Here is a 15,744-nt window from a genome sequence, read left to right as displayed (position 1 = left end):
CCCCACCCCTGCCCGGGGTGGGGCCCTCCGTCGTGCCGGGGCGGGTGTCAGGCCGACTTCTCGCGCCGCTCCCGGCTGCCCTTGCGCGCCGGCGCCTCGCGGGGCACCAGGGTCGGGTTGACGTTCTTCAGCACGACCTCGCGGGTGACCACCACGCGGGCGATGTCGTCGCGGCTGGGCACGTCGAACATGACCGGCAGCAGGACCTCCTCGATGATCGCGCGCAGGCCGCGGGCGCCGGTGCCGCGCAGGATCGCCTGGTCGGCCACGGCCTCCAGAGCGTCCGGGGTGAACTCCAGCTCCACGCCGTCCAGCTCGAACATGCGCTGGTACTGCTTGGCCAAGGCGTTGCGCGGCTCGGTGAGGATGCGCACCAGCGCTTCGCGGTCCAGGTTCTCCACCGAGGTGATCACCGGCAGGCGGCCGATGAACTCGGGGATGAGCCCGAACTTCATCAGGTCCTCGGGCATGACGTCGCCGAAGGCGGGCTCGGTGGCCGCGGCGCTGGTGGAGCGCAGCTGCGCGCCGAACCCGAGGCCCTGCTTGCCCGAGCGGGACTCGATGATGCGGTCCAGGCCGGCGAAGGCGCCGCCCACGATGAACAGCACGTTCGTCGTGTCGATCTGGATGAACTCCTGGTGCGGGTGCTTGCGCCCGCCCTGCGGCGGCACGCTCGCCGTGGTGCCCTCGAGGATCTTCAGCAGCGCCTGCTGCACGCCCTCGCCGGAGACGTCCCGGGTGATCGAGGGGTTCTCCGACTTGCGGGCGATCTTGTCGACCTCGTCGATGTAGATGATGCCCGTCTCGGCCTTCTTGACGTCGTAGTCGGCGGCCTGGATGAGCTTGAGGAGGATGTTCTCCACGTCCTCGCCCACGTAGCCGGCCTCCGTCAGGGCCGTGGCGTCGGCGATGGCGAAGGGCACGTTGAGCATCTTCGCCAGCGTCTGCGCGAGGTAGGTCTTGCCGCAGCCGGTGGGGCCGATGAGCAGGATGTTCGACTTGGAGATCTCGACGGCGTCGTCGCGACCCTTGGTCGGCTCCCCCACCTGGATGCGCTTGTAGTGGTTGTACACGGCCACCGCCAGCGACTTCTTCGCGGACGACTGGCCGATGACGTACTGGTCCAGGAACTCGAAGATCTCGCGGGGCTTGGGCAGCTCCACCAGGCCCAGGTCGTTGGCCTCGGCGAGCTCCTCCTCGATGATCTCGTTGCAGAGGTCGATGCACTCGTCGCAGATGTAGACGCCGGGGCCCGCGATGAGCTTCTTGACCTGCTTCTGGCTCTTTCCGCAGAAGGAGCACTTCAGCAGGTCGCCACCGTCACCGATGCGTGCCACCGACGGATTCCTCTCCTCGTCCTGCTCGACGGGTCCTGCGACCCGGCGGGAGCCGGGCCCCCGGCACCGTCACGACTCCTCCACGCTACCTGCCCGGGGAGGCTGGTGGACTCATTAGACGCCCCCGGGGGACACGGTGCCAGACCGGCCCCCCGGGACGCGCCGACGTGCGGCCTAACGGGTGGGGACGGAGGCCTTGCGCGGCTGCAGGACCTCGTCGATCAGCCCGTACTCCACGGCCTCGGCCGCGGAGAGGAACTTGTCGCGCTCGATGTCGCCGGCGATCTCCTCGGCGGTGCGCCCGGAGTGGGCGGCCAGCGTCTGCTCCAGCCAGGTGCGCATGCGCAGGATCTCGTTGGCCTGGATCTCCAGGTCCGAGGCCTGCCCGTAGCCGCCGCCGGACATGGCCGGCTGGTGGATCAGGATGCGCGAGTTGGGCAGGGCGAAGCGCTTGCCCGGCGCACCGGCGGCCAGCAGCACCGCCGCGGCCGAGGCGGCCTGGCCCATGCAGTACGTCTGGATGTCCGGACGGATGTACTGCATGGTGTCGTAGATCGCCGTCAGGGCCGTGAAGGACCCGCCGGGCGAGTTGATGTACATGATGATGTCGCGGTCGGTGTCCTGGGACTCCAGGACGATCAGCTGGGCGATGATGTCGTCCGCCGAGGCGTCGTCCACCTGCACGCCGAGGAAGATGATGCGGTCCTCGAAGAGCTTGGTGTACGGGTCCGAGCGCTTCATCCCGTAGGAGGTGCGCTCCTCGAACTGCGGGAGCACGTAGCGCGCCGAGGGCGCGAGCGCGGGGTCGAAGCGGCTGTGCTGGTCCATCGGGCGGTCTCCCATCTGGGCGGTCAGGTGCGGCGGGAGGTGCAGCGGGGAGCGGCCCGCGGGCTCACGCACCGGTGCCCCCGCCGCCCGTGACCTCGCTGGAGCGGCCCACGACGTGGTCGATGAGGCCGTACTGCTGGGCCTCCTCGGCCGTGAACCAGCGGTCGCGGTCGGAGTCCGCGGTGACCTTCTCGTAGCTCTGGCCGCTGTGCTTGGCGATGAGCTCGGCCATCTGCTTCTTGGTGAGGATGATCTGCTCGGCGAGGATCTTGATGTCGCTCGCGGAGCCGCCCAGCCCGCCCAGCGGCTGGTGCATCATGATCTTGGCGTGCGGCAGGGCCGAGCGCTTGCCCGGCGCGCCGGCGCACAGCAGGAACTGGCCCATCGAGGCCGCCAGGCCCGTGGCGATCGTCGCCACGTCCGGCTTGATGTACTGCATGGTGTCGTAGATCGACATGCCGGCGGACACCGAGCCGCCGGGCGAGTTGATGTACATGTAGATGTCGGCGTCCGGGTCCTCGGCCGCCAGCAGCAGCATCTGCGCGCAGATGGCGTTGGCCATCTCGTCGCGGACCTCCGACCCCAGCCAGATGATCCGCTGCTGCAGGAGCCGCTGGTAGACGTTGTCGTCGAGGCCCATCCCCGGCGTGCCCGGCGTCCGGGCGTGCTGCGGCGTCACCAGTCCCGGTGCGCTCAAGATCTCGCTCACGCTGTTCCCTGGCCCTCTCCTGGCGTCGACCACCCCCTCTCGGGGGGCCGGCGGGGCGTCCCGCCGATCTCGATCGACCCTAACGCGCACGCCGCGGGGGGCGAGGCGGGGCCGGGGGCTTTTCGCTGTGGGCGCACCGGCCGGCGGCCGGTGCGCCCACGGCGCGGGTCGTGCCGCGGATCAGGCCTTCGCCTGGTCCTCGCCGCCGGCGGGCTGCTCGGTGGCGACCTCGGCGGCGGCGTCGGCCGCGGCCTGCGCGTCGTCGCCCACCGGGTCGACCGTCTCGCCGGCCTCGTCGGCCGGGGCGGCGGACTCGGCGCCCTCGGCGCTCTCGTCGTCCTCGGTGCCGCCCACGAGCTCCTCCAGGTCCACGACGTTGCCCGAGGCGTCCTTGACGGTCGCCTGCTCCATGGCCACCGCCAGCGCCTTGCGGCGGCGGACCTCGGAGACCATGGCGGGCACCTGGCCGGCCTGGTCCACCATCTGCACGAACTGGTTGGGGTCCATGCCGTACTGCTGGGCCTGGCCCACCAGGTACTCCAGCAGCTCCTCCTGCGCCACGCCGACCTCCTCGCGCTCGGCGAGGGCGTCCAGCAGCAGCTGGCTGCGCAGCGCGGCGCGGGTGCTCTCGTCGATCTCGGCGCGGTGCTCGGCGTCCTCCAGGCGGTTCTCCCGCTCCAGGTGGGTGTGGATCTCGGCTTCCACGAGGGACTCGGGCACCGGGACCTCGACCAGCTCCAGCAGCTTCTCCAGGACGCGGTCGCGCGCCTGCAGGCCCTGCTCGAACTTCTTGGACTGCTCCACCTGGCCGCGCAGGTCCGCGCGCAGCTCCTCGAGGGTGTCGAACTCGCTGGCCAGCTGCGCGAAGTCGTCGTCGGCCTCGGGCAGCACGCGCTCCTTGACGGACTGCACCGTCACGGTGATCTGGGCGTCCTGGCCCTTGCGGTCCCCGCCGGCCAGGGGCGCGGTGAAGGTGGTGCTCCCCCCCGCGCTCAGCCCGGTCACGGCCTCGTCCAGGCCCTCGATCATGTTGCCCTGGCCGACCTGGTACGAGATGCCCTTGGCGGTCTCGATCTCCTCGCCGTCGATCTCGGCGCGCAGGTCCAGGGACAGGAAGTCGCCGTCGCCGACGGCGCGGTCCACGCCGGTCAGGGTGCCGAAGCGCTCGCGCAGCGAGGTCAGGCGGGCCTCGACGTCCTCGTCCGCGACGGTCACGTCGTCGACGGAGACCTCCACGGAGCCCAGCTCGGGCAGCTCCAGCGTCGGGCGCACGTCGACCTCGACGGAGAACTTCAGGTCGCCGCCGGTCCTGGGGTCCGGGGCCTGGGAGACGTCCACGGTGGGCTGGCCCAGCGGGCGCAGGTCCTTCTCCTCCACGGCGCGCTGGTAGAACTTCGGCAGCGCGTCGTTGACGGCCTCCTCCAGCACCGCGGCGCGCCCGAAGCGCTGGTCGATCACGCGCGCGGGGACCTTGCCCTTGCGGAAGCCCGGCACCTGCACCTGGCCCGCGATGGACTTGTAGGCGGCGTCGAGGCTCGGCTTCAGCTCGTCGTAGCCGACCTCGACGGTCAGCTTCACCCGGGTCGGGTTGAGGGTCTCGACGTCGCTCTTCACAGCGGGGTTCTCCTGGGGTCTCTCCGCGCCGGGCGGAGGTCGTGGTCAGGCGTGCGGTGCTCCGGGGGTGCCCCGGCGCACCGCGGAAGCCTAGCCGTCCGCGCCGGGGCGTCGTCCCGCCCGAGGGGCGCGGCACGGCCGCGCCCCTCGGGCGGTGGTGTCGTCGGGGTACCCGGATTCGAACCGGGGGCCTTCCGCTCCCAAAGCGGACGCGCTACCAAGCTGCGCCACACCCCGCGACCCGCCGCGCGCGGCGGCGGGTACCGCACCAGGCTACCGCCGCGGACCCGTTAAGCTGGGCGACGACCGCCGCGCAGCGCCCACCGTGGCGCGGGCGGGGTCGCGCGGGCGTAGCTCAATGGTAGAGCCCTAGTCTTCCAAACTAGCTACGCGGGTTCGATTCCCGTCGCCCGCTCACCGCCCGGCCGGGCCCCCTCGGGGCCCGGCCGCGTTCGTCCCCACCGCGCTCGTCCCCGCCGCGCGCGCCAGCGCCTCCGCCTCGGCCGGGGCCAGGCGCTCGGCCACCGCCGCCAGCTGCTCGGCGCTCAGGTGCGAGGGGTTGGCGCCGACGGGCACCCGCACCACCTCCGCGCCGCGGAAGCGCGCGTCGGTGAGCAGCTCCGCGCGCGCCACCGGCTCGGCCAGCGGGCTCAGCAGCACCTCCACGGCCCCGTCCGCCGGCGCGGCCAGCACCTCCCCCGCCGCGCGCACCCCCGCCGCGGGCCCGCTGCGCCACAGCAGGACCGGCTGCCCGGGCAGCAGCAGCCCCAGCCGGTAGGTCGGGTGCACGCAGCGGCGCAGCCGGACCCCCTCGCCCGGGGCCGCGGCCGCCAGCTCGGGCACGTCGGAGGCCGTCTTCAGCAGCCAGCACGCCACGTCGCGCGCGCTCAGCCGGGGGGTCGCCACCGGCCCATCCTGCGCGCACCTCCCCCGCGCCGCCGCCCGGACCTGGCAGGCTGCCCCCGTGATCGCACGGTCGCCGGTGTCGCTGCCCGTCCACGTCGTCGTGGCCCCGGACAAGTTCAAGGGGTCCCTGACGGCCGTCGAGGTCGCCGCGCGCGTGGCGGCCGGCCTGCGGGAGGGCTTCGCGCGGGTGCTGCCGCCGCAGGACCTGCGCGTGAGCGAGGTGCCCGTCGCCGACGGCGGGGAGGGCACCGTGGACGCGGCCGTCGCCGCGGGCTGGCGCGCGGCGACCGCCGAGGTCGCCGGCCCCACCGGGCGGCCGGTGCGGGCCACCTGGGCGCGCGAGCCCGGCGGCCCGGCGGCCCTGGTGGAGCTGGCGCAGGCCTCCGGCCTGGACCGGCTGCCCGGCGGGGAGCGCCGGGCGCTGGCGGCCACCTCCCGGGGCACCGGCGAGCTGGTGCGCGCCGCGCTGGACGACGGCGCGCGCGAGGTCGTCCTGGCCGTGGGCGGCAGCGCGTGCACCGACGGCGGCGCCGGCCTGCTGGCCGCCCTGGGCGCGCGCCTGCTCGACGCCGACGGGCGCGACCTGCCCGACGGCGGCGGCGCGCTGGCGCACCTGGAGCGCGTGGACCTCACCGGCCTGGACCCGCGGGTGCGCGAGGTGCGCTGGACGCTGGCCGCCGACGTGGACAACCCCCTGCTGGGCGCGCGCGGGGCCGCGGCCGTCTTCGGCCCGCAGAAGGGCGCCGACCCGGCGCAGGTGCGGGTGCTGGACGCCGCGCTGGCGCGCCTGGCCGACGCGCTGGTGGCGGCCGGCGCCCCGGAGGCGCGCGAGGCGCCCGGGGCGGGGGCCGCCGGGGGCACCGGCCTGGTGGCGCTGGGCCTGCTGGGGGCGCGGCGCCGGCCCGGCGTCGAGGTGGTCCTGGAGCTGGTGGGCTGGGCGCGCCGCGCCGCCGGGGCGCACCTGGTCGTCACCGGCGAGGGCAGCTTCGACGAGCAGTCCCTGGGCGGCAAGACGCCCGTGGGGGTGGCCCGCGCCGCCGCCGCGGCGGGCGCGCCGGTGGTGGTCCTCAGCGGCCGGCGCGCGCTGGCGCAGGAGCGCTGGCGCGCGGCCGGCTTCGCCGACGCGCGCGCCCTCACCGACGTGGAGCCGGACACCGCCCGCTGCGTGGCGCAGGCCGGCCCGCTGCTGCAGGGCGTGGCCCGCGGCCTGGGCGCGGACCTGGCCGCCGCCGTGGCGGCCGGCGCCCCCGCGCGCCCCTGACGCGCCGGCGCGGGCTCAGGAGGGCTGGCAGGTGGGGCACCAGAACAGGTGCCGGGCGACCATCTGCTCGTGCCGCACCGGGGTGCCGCACAGCCGGCACGGCTGCCCGCCGCGGCGGTAGACGTAGAAGCGGTCCTCCTCGGGGGGCTCGCCGCGCGGGTGCGCGCGGTGCGCGGGGCGGGTGGTGACGATCCGGTTCGCGCGGACCCCGGCGCGCATGAGCCGCACGGTGTCCTCCCACAGCGCGTCCCACTCGGCGGCGGTGACCTCGCGGCCGGGGCGGTGCGGCTCCACGCCGCAGCGGAAGAGCACCTCGGCCCGGTAGATCGCGCCGATGCCCGCCACGACCTCCTGCTGCATGAGCAGCGCCCCCACGGCCACCCGCGAGCGGCGCACGACCTCGAAGGCGCGCCCCGGGTCGGCGTCGGCGCGCAGGGGGTCCTGCCCCAGGCGCGCGTGCAGGGCGGCGGCGCCGTCGGCCGTGAGGACCTCGCAGGCCGTCGGCCCGCGCAGCTCGGCCCACCCCGGCTCCCCGGACAGGCGCAGGCGCACCGCGCCGCGCGGCTCGGGCGGCTCGCCCGCGCCGAAGGCCCACTTGCCGTACAGGCCCAGGTGCACGTGCAGCAGGCGCTCGGCGCCGAAGTCGACCAGCAGGTGCTTGCCGTGCGCGTCGGTCCCGCGCACGGTGCGCCCGTCCAGCAGCGCGGCGCCCTGCGCGAAGCGGCCCTGGGGGCTGTCCACGCTCAGCCGGTGGCCGCCGAAGCGCTCGCCCAGGTCCTGGGCGAGGCGGTGGACGGTGTGCCCCTCGGGCACGCCTCAGGCGCGCGGCAGCGGCGGCAGCTCGCCGGTGCGCGCGTACTCGTCGAGCATCTCGATGCGCCGCACGTGCCGCGGGTCGTTCGAGAAGGGCGTGGCCAGGAAGGTGTCCACCAGCGCGGTGGCCTCCTCCACGGTGTGCATGCGCGCGCCGATGCCCACGCACTGCGCGTCGTTGTGCTCGCGCGCCAGGCGCGCGGTGTCCTGCGACCAGGCCAGGGCGCAGCGGATGCCGGGCACGACGTTCGCCGCGATCTGCTCGCCGTTGCCCGAGCCGCCGATGACGACGCCCAGGCTGCCGGGCTCGGCGGCCACCGCGGCGGCCGCGCGCACCACGAAGGGCGGGTAGTCGTCGGCGGCGTCGTACTCCTCCGCGCCGTGGTCGACGACGTCGTGGCCCTGCTCGCGCAGGTGCGCCACGAGGTGCTGCTTCAGCTCGAATCCGGCGTGGTCGGTGCCGATGTGGACGCGCATGGCGACAGCTTGGCAGGCCCGCCCGGCGCGGGCCCGCCGGGTCCCGGCGCGGTGCCCGCGCGGTGCCCGCGCGGTGCCGGCACGGCGCCGGCGCGGGACGGGCGCCCGCGCCGGCTCCGGGCGGGTCAGTCGAAGACGGGGCCCTGCGTGCGGGTGCGCTTGAGCTCGAAGAAGCCCGGCGTGCCGGCGACCAGGACGCAGCCGTCCCACAGCCTGCCCGCGTCCTCCCCCTTGGGCGCGGGGGTGACCACGGGGCCGAAGAAGGCCACGTCGCCGAAGGCCACGACGGGGGTGCCCACGTCCTCGCCCACGCGGCTGATGCCCTCGGTGTGCGAGGCGCGCAGCTGCGCGTCGTAGGTGCCGGTGCGCGCGGCGCCCGCCAGGTCCGCGGGCAGGCCGACCTCCTCCAGGGACTGCGCGATCACCCGGTCGAAGTCCTTGTCGCCGCCGGGGTGGATGCGGGTGCCCATCGCCGTGTACAGCGGCAGCACCACGTCCTCGCCGTGCAGCTCGCGCGCGGCGGTGACCACGCGCACCGGGCCCCAGCCGCGGTCCATGAGGTCGCGGTACTCCTGCGGCAGGTCCCGGCCCTCGTTGAGCACCGACAGGCTCATCACGTGCCAGCGCACGCTGACGTCGCGCACCTGCTCGACCTCGAGCATCCAGCGGGAGGTCATCCAGGCCCAGGGGCACAGCGGGTCGAACCAGAAGTCGGCGCGGGCGGGGGTGGTCGTCGTCATGGCGCCATCCTGCCCCGGCGTGCCGGGGGCGGCCACGGCGAGCGGGCGGCGAATCCCGCCGCCGCCGCGTCGGCGCCTCGTGGCAGAGTGACCGGTTGCTGGACGAGGGACGGCCTCCCAGCGCACCGGTGGACCGGAAGGACGTGGACGTGCCCGGCGAGAACCTGACGCGCGAGGAGGCCCGCGCCCGCGCGGACCTCGTGCAGGTCGACTCCTACGACGTGCAGCTGGACCTGACGACGGGGCCGGAGGTGTTCCGCTCGGTGACCACGGCGCGCTTCGGCGCGCGCGAGGGCGCCTCGACCTTCATCGACCTCATCAGCGCCGCCGTGCACGAGGTCACCCTCAACGGGCGCGCCCTGGACCCGGCCGCCGTCAGCGACGGCGTGCGCGTGCAGCTGGACGGCCTGGCGGAGAGCAACGAGCTGCGCGTGGTGGCCGACTGCCGGTACATGAACACCGGCGAGGGCCTGCACCGCTTCGTCGACCCCGTCGACGACGAGGTGTACCTCTACACGCAGTTCGAGGTCGCCGACTCCCGCCGGGTGTTCGCGGTCTTCGAGCAGCCGGACCTGAAGGCGGCCTTCACCTTCACCGTGACCGCCCCGGCGCACTGGCGCGTCATCTCCGGCGCGCCCGTGGCCGGCACCGACGAGGTCGAGGGCGGCAAGCGCTGGCGCTTCGAGCCGACCCCGCGCCTGGCCAGCTACGTCACCGCGATCATCGCCGGCCCGTACGAGGGCTCGGAGGACTCCCTGGTCTCCTCCGACGGGCGCACGGTCCCGCTGGGCGTGTACTGCCGCAGGTCCCTGGTGGAGCACCTCGACGCGCACAACGTCGTCGCCGCCACGAAGGCCGGTTTCGAGTTCTTCGAGCGCGAGTTCGACACCCCCTACCCGTTCGCCAAGTACGACCAGGTGTTCGTGCCGGAGTTCAACGCCGGCGCCATGGAGAACGCCGGCGCGGTCACCTTCGTGGAGAGCTACGTCTTCCGCTCCAAGGTGCCCCGGGCGACGGTGGAGCGGCGCGTGGTCACCGTGCTGCACGAGCTGGCGCACATGTGGTTCGGCGACCTGGTGACCATGCGCTGGTGGAACGACCTGTGGCTCAACGAGTCCTTCGCGGAGTTCGCCAGCACGCTGGCCGCGGCCGAGGCCACCGAGTGGACCGGCGCCTGGACGACCTTCAACTCCCTGGAGAAGTCCTGGGCCTACCGCCAGGACCAGCTGCCCACCACCCACCCGATCGTCGCCGAGATCAACGACCTCGAGGACGTCGAGGTGAACTTCGACGGCATCACCTACGCCAAGGGCGCCAGCGTCCTCAAGCAGCTCGTGGCCTACGTCGGCCGCGAGGAGTTCCTCGCCGGGGTGCGCGCCTACTTCCGCCGGCACGCCTGGGGCAACACCGAACTGGTGGACCTGCTGCGCGAGCTGGAGACCACCTCCGGCCGCGACCTGGGGGCCTGGTCGCGCGAGTGGCTGGAGACCGCCGGGGTGGCCACCCTGCGCCCGGTGCTGAGCACGGACGCCGACGGCACGATCACCTCCGCGGTGCTGCACCAGGAGGCGCCCGCCGAGCACCCGCACCTGCGCTCGCACCGCCTGGCGGTGGGCTGCTACGACCTGGTGGACGGCAGGCTGCGGCGCACCCACCGCCTGGAGGTCGACGCCGCCGGGGCGAGCACCGAGCTGACCGACCTGGTGGGGCGCCGACGCCCGGACCTGCTGCTGGTCAACGACGACGACCTCGCCTACGCCAAGATCCGCCTGGACGAGGTCTCGCTGGCGACGGCGCTGGAGCACCTGGACGCCTTCACCGAGTCGCTGCCGCGCTCGCTGGTGGCCGCGGCGCTGTGGGACATGACCCGCGACGGCGAGCTGCCCGCGCGCCGGTACGCCGAGCTGCTGCTGGGCACGCTGCTGCCGGGCGACGCCGCGCGCGCGGACTCCACCGTGGCGCTGGTGCTGCTGCGCCAGCTGTCCACCACCGTGGAGCTGTACACCGCCCCCGCGCACCGCGAGGAGGTGCAGGCCCGCACCGCCGGGGCGCTGCTGGGCATGCTGCGCGCGGCCGCGCCGGGCAGCGACGTGCAGCTGCAGTTCGCGCGGGCGTTCGCCTCCTCCGCGCGCAGCGCGGAGCACCTGGCGGTGGTGCGCGGGCTGTACGAGGGCACCGAGGTGGTCGAGGGCCTGGAGGTCGACGCGGACATGCGCTGGGCGCTGCTGACGTCGCTGGCCGCCGGCGGCGCGGTCGACGGTGCGGCCGTGGACGCCGAGCTGGCCCGCGACGCCACGGCCACCGGGCAGCGCTCGGCGGCCGCGGCCCGCGCGGCGCTGCCCACCGCCGAGGCCAAGCGCGCGGCGTGGGCCGAGGTCGTCGAGCGCGGCACGCTGCCCAACGCCGTGCAGGCCTCGGTCATCGCCGGGTTCGGGCGGGTGCACGACCAGGAGCTGCTGCGCCCGTTCGTGGAGCCGTACTTCGAGGCGCTGCGCACCGTGTGGTCCGAGCGCACCAACGAGATGGCCCAGCAGGTCGTCACCGGCCTGTACCCGCTGCTGCTGGCGGACGCGGAGCTGCTGGAGCGCACCGACCGCTGGCTGGCCGGGGCGCACGACGCCCCGCCGGCGCTGCGGCGCCTGGTGCTGGAGAACCGCGACGGCGTGGCGCGCGCGCTGCGCGCCCAGGAGCGCGACGCGCGCTGACGCGCGCGCACCGGCCGGGCCGGGCGGGGGTCCTCCCCGCCCGGCCCGTCCGCTCACAGCACCACGGCGACGGGCGGGGCGTCCTTGCGCGGGCGGCCGCGGCCGCGCTTGTAGGCCACCGGCACGCCGTCGACGAACAGCTGCCCGCCCCACACGCCGGCCGGTTCGCGCCGCTCGAGCGCACCCGCCAGGCAGGTGGCCAGCAGCGGGCACGCCGCGCACAGCGCCTTGGCGCGCTGCACCGGCTCGTGCTCCTCGGCGAAGAACAGGTCGGCCGGCGCGGTGCGGCACGGCACGGTCCCGGCCGGCGGGGACGTGCGCGGACGGGGCACGGCGCCCGTGCCGGGGACGAGGGTGAGCGCGGGCCGCGCCGCCGGGGCGGCGGGGCGGGTCGCGGGGTCGGAGGCGGGTCGGAGGCGGGCTGCGGACGGCACGCCCCGAGACTGGCCCGCGCCCCTTGCAGCCCGGTTGCACCGCGGCGGCGCCCGGCGCCGCGACCCGCAGACCGTTCGCAAGGACGCCCGGGCAGGCTGGGACCCGTCCCCGCCGCGCGGCGGGGCGCAGCGAGAGGAGACCCCCGTGCCCGAGCAGGACCCCGCCCCGGCGCCCTGGCTGCCGTCGTGGTTCCGGCACCCCACCCGCCTGGACCTGCCCACCGGGCACCACCTGCGCCCGATCCGCGAGGTCGACGTCGACCTCGACCTACCGGCGGTGCTGGGCTCGCGCGAGCGCCTGTGGTCCATCTACGGCGAGGCGTGGGGGTGGCCGCCGGAGGGGATGACCCGCGAGCAGGACCGGGTGGACCTCGCCCGCCACGAGGCCGAGATCGCCCGCCACGAGTCGTTCAACTACGCCCTGTTCGACGACGAGGAGGCCGAGCTGCTGGGCTGCGTGTACCTGGACCCCCCGGGCCGCGCGGGCGCCGACGCGGACGTGTCGTGGTGGGTGGTGGACCGGCTGGTCGGCTCCGCGCTGGAGGCGGCGCTGGACGAGCAGGTGCCGCGCTGGGTGCAGCGCGACTGGCCCTTCACCGCGCCGCGCTTCGTGGGCCGGGAGCTCACCTGGCGGCAGTGGCTGGCCCTGCCGCCGCTGCCGTGACGCCGAGGGCACCGGTGCCGCCGCCGGGTTCGCCGCCGGGTTCGCTCCCGGGCTCGCCGCCGCCCACGGCCAGGCGCACGACCTCCTCCGCGGGCAGCGCGCGCCCGGCGGCGACGGCGGCGGCGAAGCGCTCCCCGCCCAGGCGCTCGCGCAGCCGGTCGGCGGCGGCGGCCAGCTGGGCGTCGTCGCGCACGTAGAAGCCGTACACGTCGGAACCCACCGTCTCCCGGGCGGCGCGCGCCGCCCCCAGCAGCACCGCGGGCCGGGCGGCGTCGCCCCCGCCGTCGGCGGCCAGCACGACCAGGGCGTCCAGGAAGTGCGACAGGTTCGCCAGGTCGCCCACCTGCGCGGACAGCACGGTGCCCTCGTGCAGGAACCGCTCGGCGGCGCGCGGGTCGCGCGGCGCCTCGGCCTGGGCGAGGTTGAACAGCGCGACGAACGTGGTGAGCCGGTCGCCGCGGGCGCGGGAGAGCCGCAGGCCGGCCTCGAAGCGGGCGCGCGCCGGCGCTCCCCCGCCCTCGGCGCCGCCCAGGGCGGTCAGCGCGGTGCCGAGCCAGACGTTGCCCAGCGACTCCAGCCACGGCCCGTCGGAGCCGGCCGGCAGCGCCGCGGCCAGCGGCAGCGCCGCCGTGAGCCGCTCCACGGCGGTGGCGGCCTCGCCGCGCGCCAGGGCCGTGATGCCCAGCCCGGCGCTGGCGTGCGCCAGGCCCTCGGCGTCGGCGGTGGCCGCGCTCAGCTCGCGGGCGCGGCCCCACACCGCCTCGGCCTCGTGGTGCTCGCCCTGCGCGAAGAGCATCGCCCCCAGCGCCAGGTCCACCCGCACCCGCACCCGGTCCGGCAGGTGCGGCAGCCCGGCGACGGCGGAGGCGGTGCGGCGGCCCACGGCCAGGTGCCCGTGCATCCACCAGAACAGCCACAGCGCCCACACCAGCCGCCCGGCGGTCTCGCCGTCGCCGGCGGCCACGCACGCGTCGACCGCCGCCAGCGCGTTGGCGTGCTCGCGCTCCAGGCGCCGCAGCCACTGCACCTGCTCGGCGCGCTGGTAGTGCGGGGCGGCCTCCTCGGCCAGGGCCAGGTGGGCGGCGGCGTGGGCGGCGGCGGCCTCGGCCCGCTCGGCGTCGCCGAGCAGGCGCCGGGCGTGCTGCCGGGTCGGCTCGAGCACGGAGAAGCGGGCACCGTCCTCGGTGTGCTGCACGCGCACCAGGGAGTGCTCGACGAGGGTTTCCAGCGCGGGCAGGACGCCGGGGCCCTCCACGGCCTCCAGCACCGGCAGGGTCCAGCCGCCGGCGAAGACGCCCAGGCGGCGGAACAGGCGCTGCGCCGGCTCGTCGAGCAGGCCGTAGCTCCAGTCGAGCGTGGCCTGCATGGTGCGCTGGCGCTCCGGCAGGTCGCGCCGGCCGCCGGAGAGGGCCTCGTCCAGGCGCGCCAGCAGGTCGCGGGGGCCGAGGACCCGCACGCGCGCGGCGGCCAGCTCCAGGGCCAGCGGGATGCCGGCCAGCGCGGTGCACACGTCGGCGACCACGTGCACGTCCTCCTCGCGCACCCGGAAGCCGGGCACCACGTCCCGGGCGCGGTCGCAGAACAGGGTGACGGCGGCGCAGGCCAGCACCTCGCGGGGGCCGTCGGCGGCGCCGGGCAGGGCCAGCGGCTCGACGCGGTGCTCGACCTCCCCGTCCACCCGCAGCGGGGCGCGGCTGGTGACCAGGACCACCAGGTGCGGGCAGGCGCGCACCAGCTCGGCCACGTCGGCCGCGGCGTCGAGCAGGTGCTCGAAGTTGTCCAGCACCAGCAGCAGGTGCAGCGGGCGCAGGTGCTCGGCCACCGCGTCACGGGCGCCGGGGCCGCCCACCGAGCCCATCCCCACGGCCCGGGCCACCGCGGGCAGCACCGCGGCGGTGTCGTCGAGGGTGGCCAGCTGCACGAGCACCGCCCCGTCGCGGAAGCGCCCGCCGTCCGCGGCCGCGCGCCGGGCGGCGGCCAGCGCCAGCCGCGTCTTGCCCACCCCGCCGGTGCCGGTGAGGGTCACCAGGCGGGCCCCCTCGTCGACCAGCCGCTGCACCCGGGCGAGGTCGTCGTCGCGGCCCAGCAGGGCGGTGGGCGGCGCGGGCAGCGCCGGGCGCCGCACCGCGGGCACCTCCCGCGCGCCGGCCGCCGCGGGCCGCGCCCCGGCGCCGGCCGGCGCGGCGGCGGGCTCGGGCGCGTCGAGCTCGGGGTCCTGCCGCAGGACGAGCTCGTGCAGGCGCCGCAGCTGCGGGCCGGGGTCCACCCCCAGGGCGTCGGCGAGCAGCGCGCGGCCCTGCTCGTAGGCGCGCAACGCGTCGGCCTGCCGGTTGCTGCGGTACAGCGCCAGCACCAGCGAGGCGCGCAGCCCCTCGCGGAACGGCTCGGCGGCCACCAGGGCCGGCAGCCGCTCGGCCAGGCGGCGGTGCCGGCCCAGGGCCAGGTCCAGCTCGGCGGCCAGCTCCTCGGCCTCCAGCTGCTGCTCGCGCAGCCGCGCGGCCTCGTCGCGGGCGAAGCCGGCGGTCACGTCGGCGTAGGCGGGCCCGCGCCACAGCGCCAGGGCGCGCGAGACCGCCTCGCGGGCCGCGACCGGGTCCGCGGCGGCGCGCGCGGCGCCCAGCAGGCGGCGGAACTCGACGGCGTCCAGCTCACCGGGACCCAGCACCAGCCGGTACCCGGGAGCGCGCGTCTGCAGCACCCGCCAGCCGTCGGCGGGGCGCTGCGGCTCCAGGCGGCGGCGCAGCCGGGAGACGTAGCTGGGCACGGTGGAGGAGCCGGCGTCCAGGCCGCCGCCCTCCCACAGCCGGTCGGCGAGGGTGTCGGCGGAGACGACGCGGCCGGCGTCGACGGCCAGGGCCGCCAGCAGGGTGCGCAGGGACCCGCCCAGCGGCACCGGCTGCCCCGCGGTGTCCACCTCGACCGGTCCGAGCACGCGCACCGCCAGCGCCGACGTCACGCGCTGAGCCTAGGTGGCGGGCCGGGGCGGCGTGCCCGCTCCCTGCAAGCCGGTTGCAAGAGGGCGGGGTCAGGCTGGCGCCACCGGTCGGGGGGACCGGGGACGGGCGCCCGGGGGGGGAGCGTCCGGCACCCCGGGCGGACGGGCGGTCGGGGGGACCGCCCGTCCGCGCCGGGTCAGCGGTGCGCGCCCTGCGCCTCGGGGGCGCGGGGCGGCCCGGCGGCGTCGCGGGCCCGCGCCCGCCCGGCGGCCCGCCCGTCCCCCCGCACGGCGGCCACCACCACCACCACCCCCCCCCGG

The 15,744-nt window shown here is 76.4% G+C and carries 13 protein-coding genes and 2 tRNA genes; 4 read left to right on the top strand and 11 right to left on the bottom strand.

Going from position 1 to position 15,744, the window contains the following annotated elements; genetic code table 11:
* Window positions 1–47: 47 nt before the first annotated feature.
* The 5 genes from clpX to ACRYR7_RS18245 form a co-directional block, all read right to left on the bottom strand.
* Window positions 48–1,337 carry an ATP-dependent Clp protease ATP-binding subunit ClpX gene (gene clpX, locus ACRYR7_RS18265; RefSeq protein WP_432573536.1) on the bottom strand — a complete coding sequence of 430 codons (1,290 nt, stop codon included), beginning with the start codon at window positions 1,335–1,337 and terminating at the stop codon, window positions 48–50.
* 174 nt (window positions 1,338–1,511) lie between these two features.
* Complete coding sequence (locus ACRYR7_RS18260) at window positions 1,512–2,165, bottom strand: ATP-dependent Clp protease proteolytic subunit (protein WP_432573535.1); 654 nt, start codon at window positions 2,163–2,165, stop codon at window positions 1,512–1,514.
* Between the two features lie 64 nt (window positions 2,166–2,229).
* Window positions 2,230–2,805 (bottom strand): ATP-dependent Clp protease proteolytic subunit, encoded by a 576-nt coding sequence (locus ACRYR7_RS18255; RefSeq protein ID WP_432573538.1) that lies wholly within the window; start codon window positions 2,803–2,805, stop codon window positions 2,230–2,232.
* 249 nt (window positions 2,806–3,054) lie between these two features.
* Window positions 3,055–4,488, bottom strand: a complete 1,434-nt coding sequence (gene tig / locus ACRYR7_RS18250; RefSeq protein ID WP_432573534.1) for a trigger factor — start codon at window positions 4,486–4,488, stop codon at window positions 3,055–3,057.
* A 163-nt stretch (window positions 4,489–4,651) separates the two neighbouring features.
* A tRNA-Pro gene (locus ACRYR7_RS18245) sits at window positions 4,652–4,725 on the bottom strand.
* Between the two features lie 107 nt (window positions 4,726–4,832).
* On the opposite strand from ACRYR7_RS18245, the gene ACRYR7_RS18240 reads away from it, so the two are divergent.
* Window positions 4,833–4,903 (top strand) — tRNA-Gly (locus ACRYR7_RS18240).
* Here ACRYR7_RS18240 and ACRYR7_RS18235 read toward each other — a convergent pair.
* On the bottom strand, window positions 4,903–5,394 hold the full coding sequence (locus ACRYR7_RS18235) for a hypothetical protein (RefSeq protein ID WP_432573533.1): 492 nt from the start codon (window positions 5,392–5,394) through the stop codon (window positions 4,903–4,905). The two genes, ACRYR7_RS18240 and ACRYR7_RS18235, sit on opposite strands and share 1 nt — an antisense overlap.
* 58 nt (window positions 5,395–5,452) lie before the next feature.
* Between ACRYR7_RS18235 and ACRYR7_RS18230 the strand changes: the two genes are divergently transcribed.
* Window positions 5,453–6,655, top strand: a complete 1,203-nt coding sequence (locus tag ACRYR7_RS18230; protein ID WP_432573532.1) for a glycerate kinase — start codon at window positions 5,453–5,455, stop codon at window positions 6,653–6,655.
* Window positions 6,656–6,670: 15 nt separating this feature from the next.
* Here ACRYR7_RS18230 and ACRYR7_RS18225 read toward each other — a convergent pair whose 3' ends face one another.
* The 3 genes from ACRYR7_RS18225 to ACRYR7_RS18215 form a co-directional block, all read right to left on the bottom strand.
* Entirely contained in the window at window positions 6,671–7,468 is a 798-nt protein-coding gene (locus ACRYR7_RS18225; RefSeq protein WP_432573531.1) for an Fpg/Nei family DNA glycosylase, read from the bottom strand.
* 3 nt (window positions 7,469–7,471) lie between these two features.
* Entirely contained in the window at window positions 7,472–7,945 is a 474-nt protein-coding gene (locus tag ACRYR7_RS18220; RefSeq protein ID WP_432573530.1) for a ribose-5-phosphate isomerase, read from the bottom strand.
* A 125-nt stretch (window positions 7,946–8,070) separates the two neighbouring features.
* Window positions 8,071–8,685, bottom strand: a complete 615-nt coding sequence (locus ACRYR7_RS18215) for a mycothiol-dependent nitroreductase Rv2466c family protein (protein ID WP_432573529.1) — start codon at window positions 8,683–8,685, stop codon at window positions 8,071–8,073.
* Window positions 8,686–8,834: 149 nt separating this feature from the next.
* Here ACRYR7_RS18215 and pepN point away from each other — a divergent pair, with 149 nt between their 5' ends.
* Window positions 8,835–11,390, top strand: coding sequence for an aminopeptidase N (pepN, locus tag ACRYR7_RS18210; RefSeq protein WP_432573537.1), 2,556 nt, complete (start codon window positions 8,835–8,837; stop codon window positions 11,388–11,390).
* 53 nt (window positions 11,391–11,443) lie between these two features.
* Here the strand turns inward: pepN and ACRYR7_RS18205 are convergent, their stop codons facing one another.
* Window positions 11,444–11,824, bottom strand: a complete 381-nt coding sequence (locus ACRYR7_RS18205; protein WP_432573528.1) for a WhiB family transcriptional regulator — start codon at window positions 11,822–11,824, stop codon at window positions 11,444–11,446.
* Window positions 11,825–11,969: 145 nt separating this feature from the next.
* Here ACRYR7_RS18205 and ACRYR7_RS18200 point away from each other — a divergent pair, with 145 nt between their 5' ends.
* A complete protein-coding gene (locus tag ACRYR7_RS18200) occupies window positions 11,970–12,488 on the top strand; it encodes a GNAT family N-acetyltransferase (protein ID WP_432573527.1) in 519 nt (172 codons plus the stop codon).
* On the opposite strand, the gene ACRYR7_RS18195 is transcribed toward ACRYR7_RS18200, so the two are convergent.
* Window positions 12,448–15,444, bottom strand: a complete 2,997-nt coding sequence (locus ACRYR7_RS18195) for an AfsR/SARP family transcriptional regulator (RefSeq protein WP_432573526.1) — start codon at window positions 15,442–15,444, stop codon at window positions 12,448–12,450. The two genes, ACRYR7_RS18200 and ACRYR7_RS18195, sit on opposite strands and share 41 nt — an antisense overlap.
* Window positions 15,445–15,744: the final 300 nt, after the last annotated feature.

It is taken from the genome of Kineococcus gurbantunggutensis, assembly GCF_050871925.1.
Taxonomy (GTDB): Bacteria; Actinomycetota; Actinomycetes; order Actinomycetales; family Kineococcaceae; genus Kineococcus.
The sequence above is the reverse complement of the archived record's forward strand: the minus strand, read 5'-3'. Positions and strand labels throughout refer to the sequence as shown.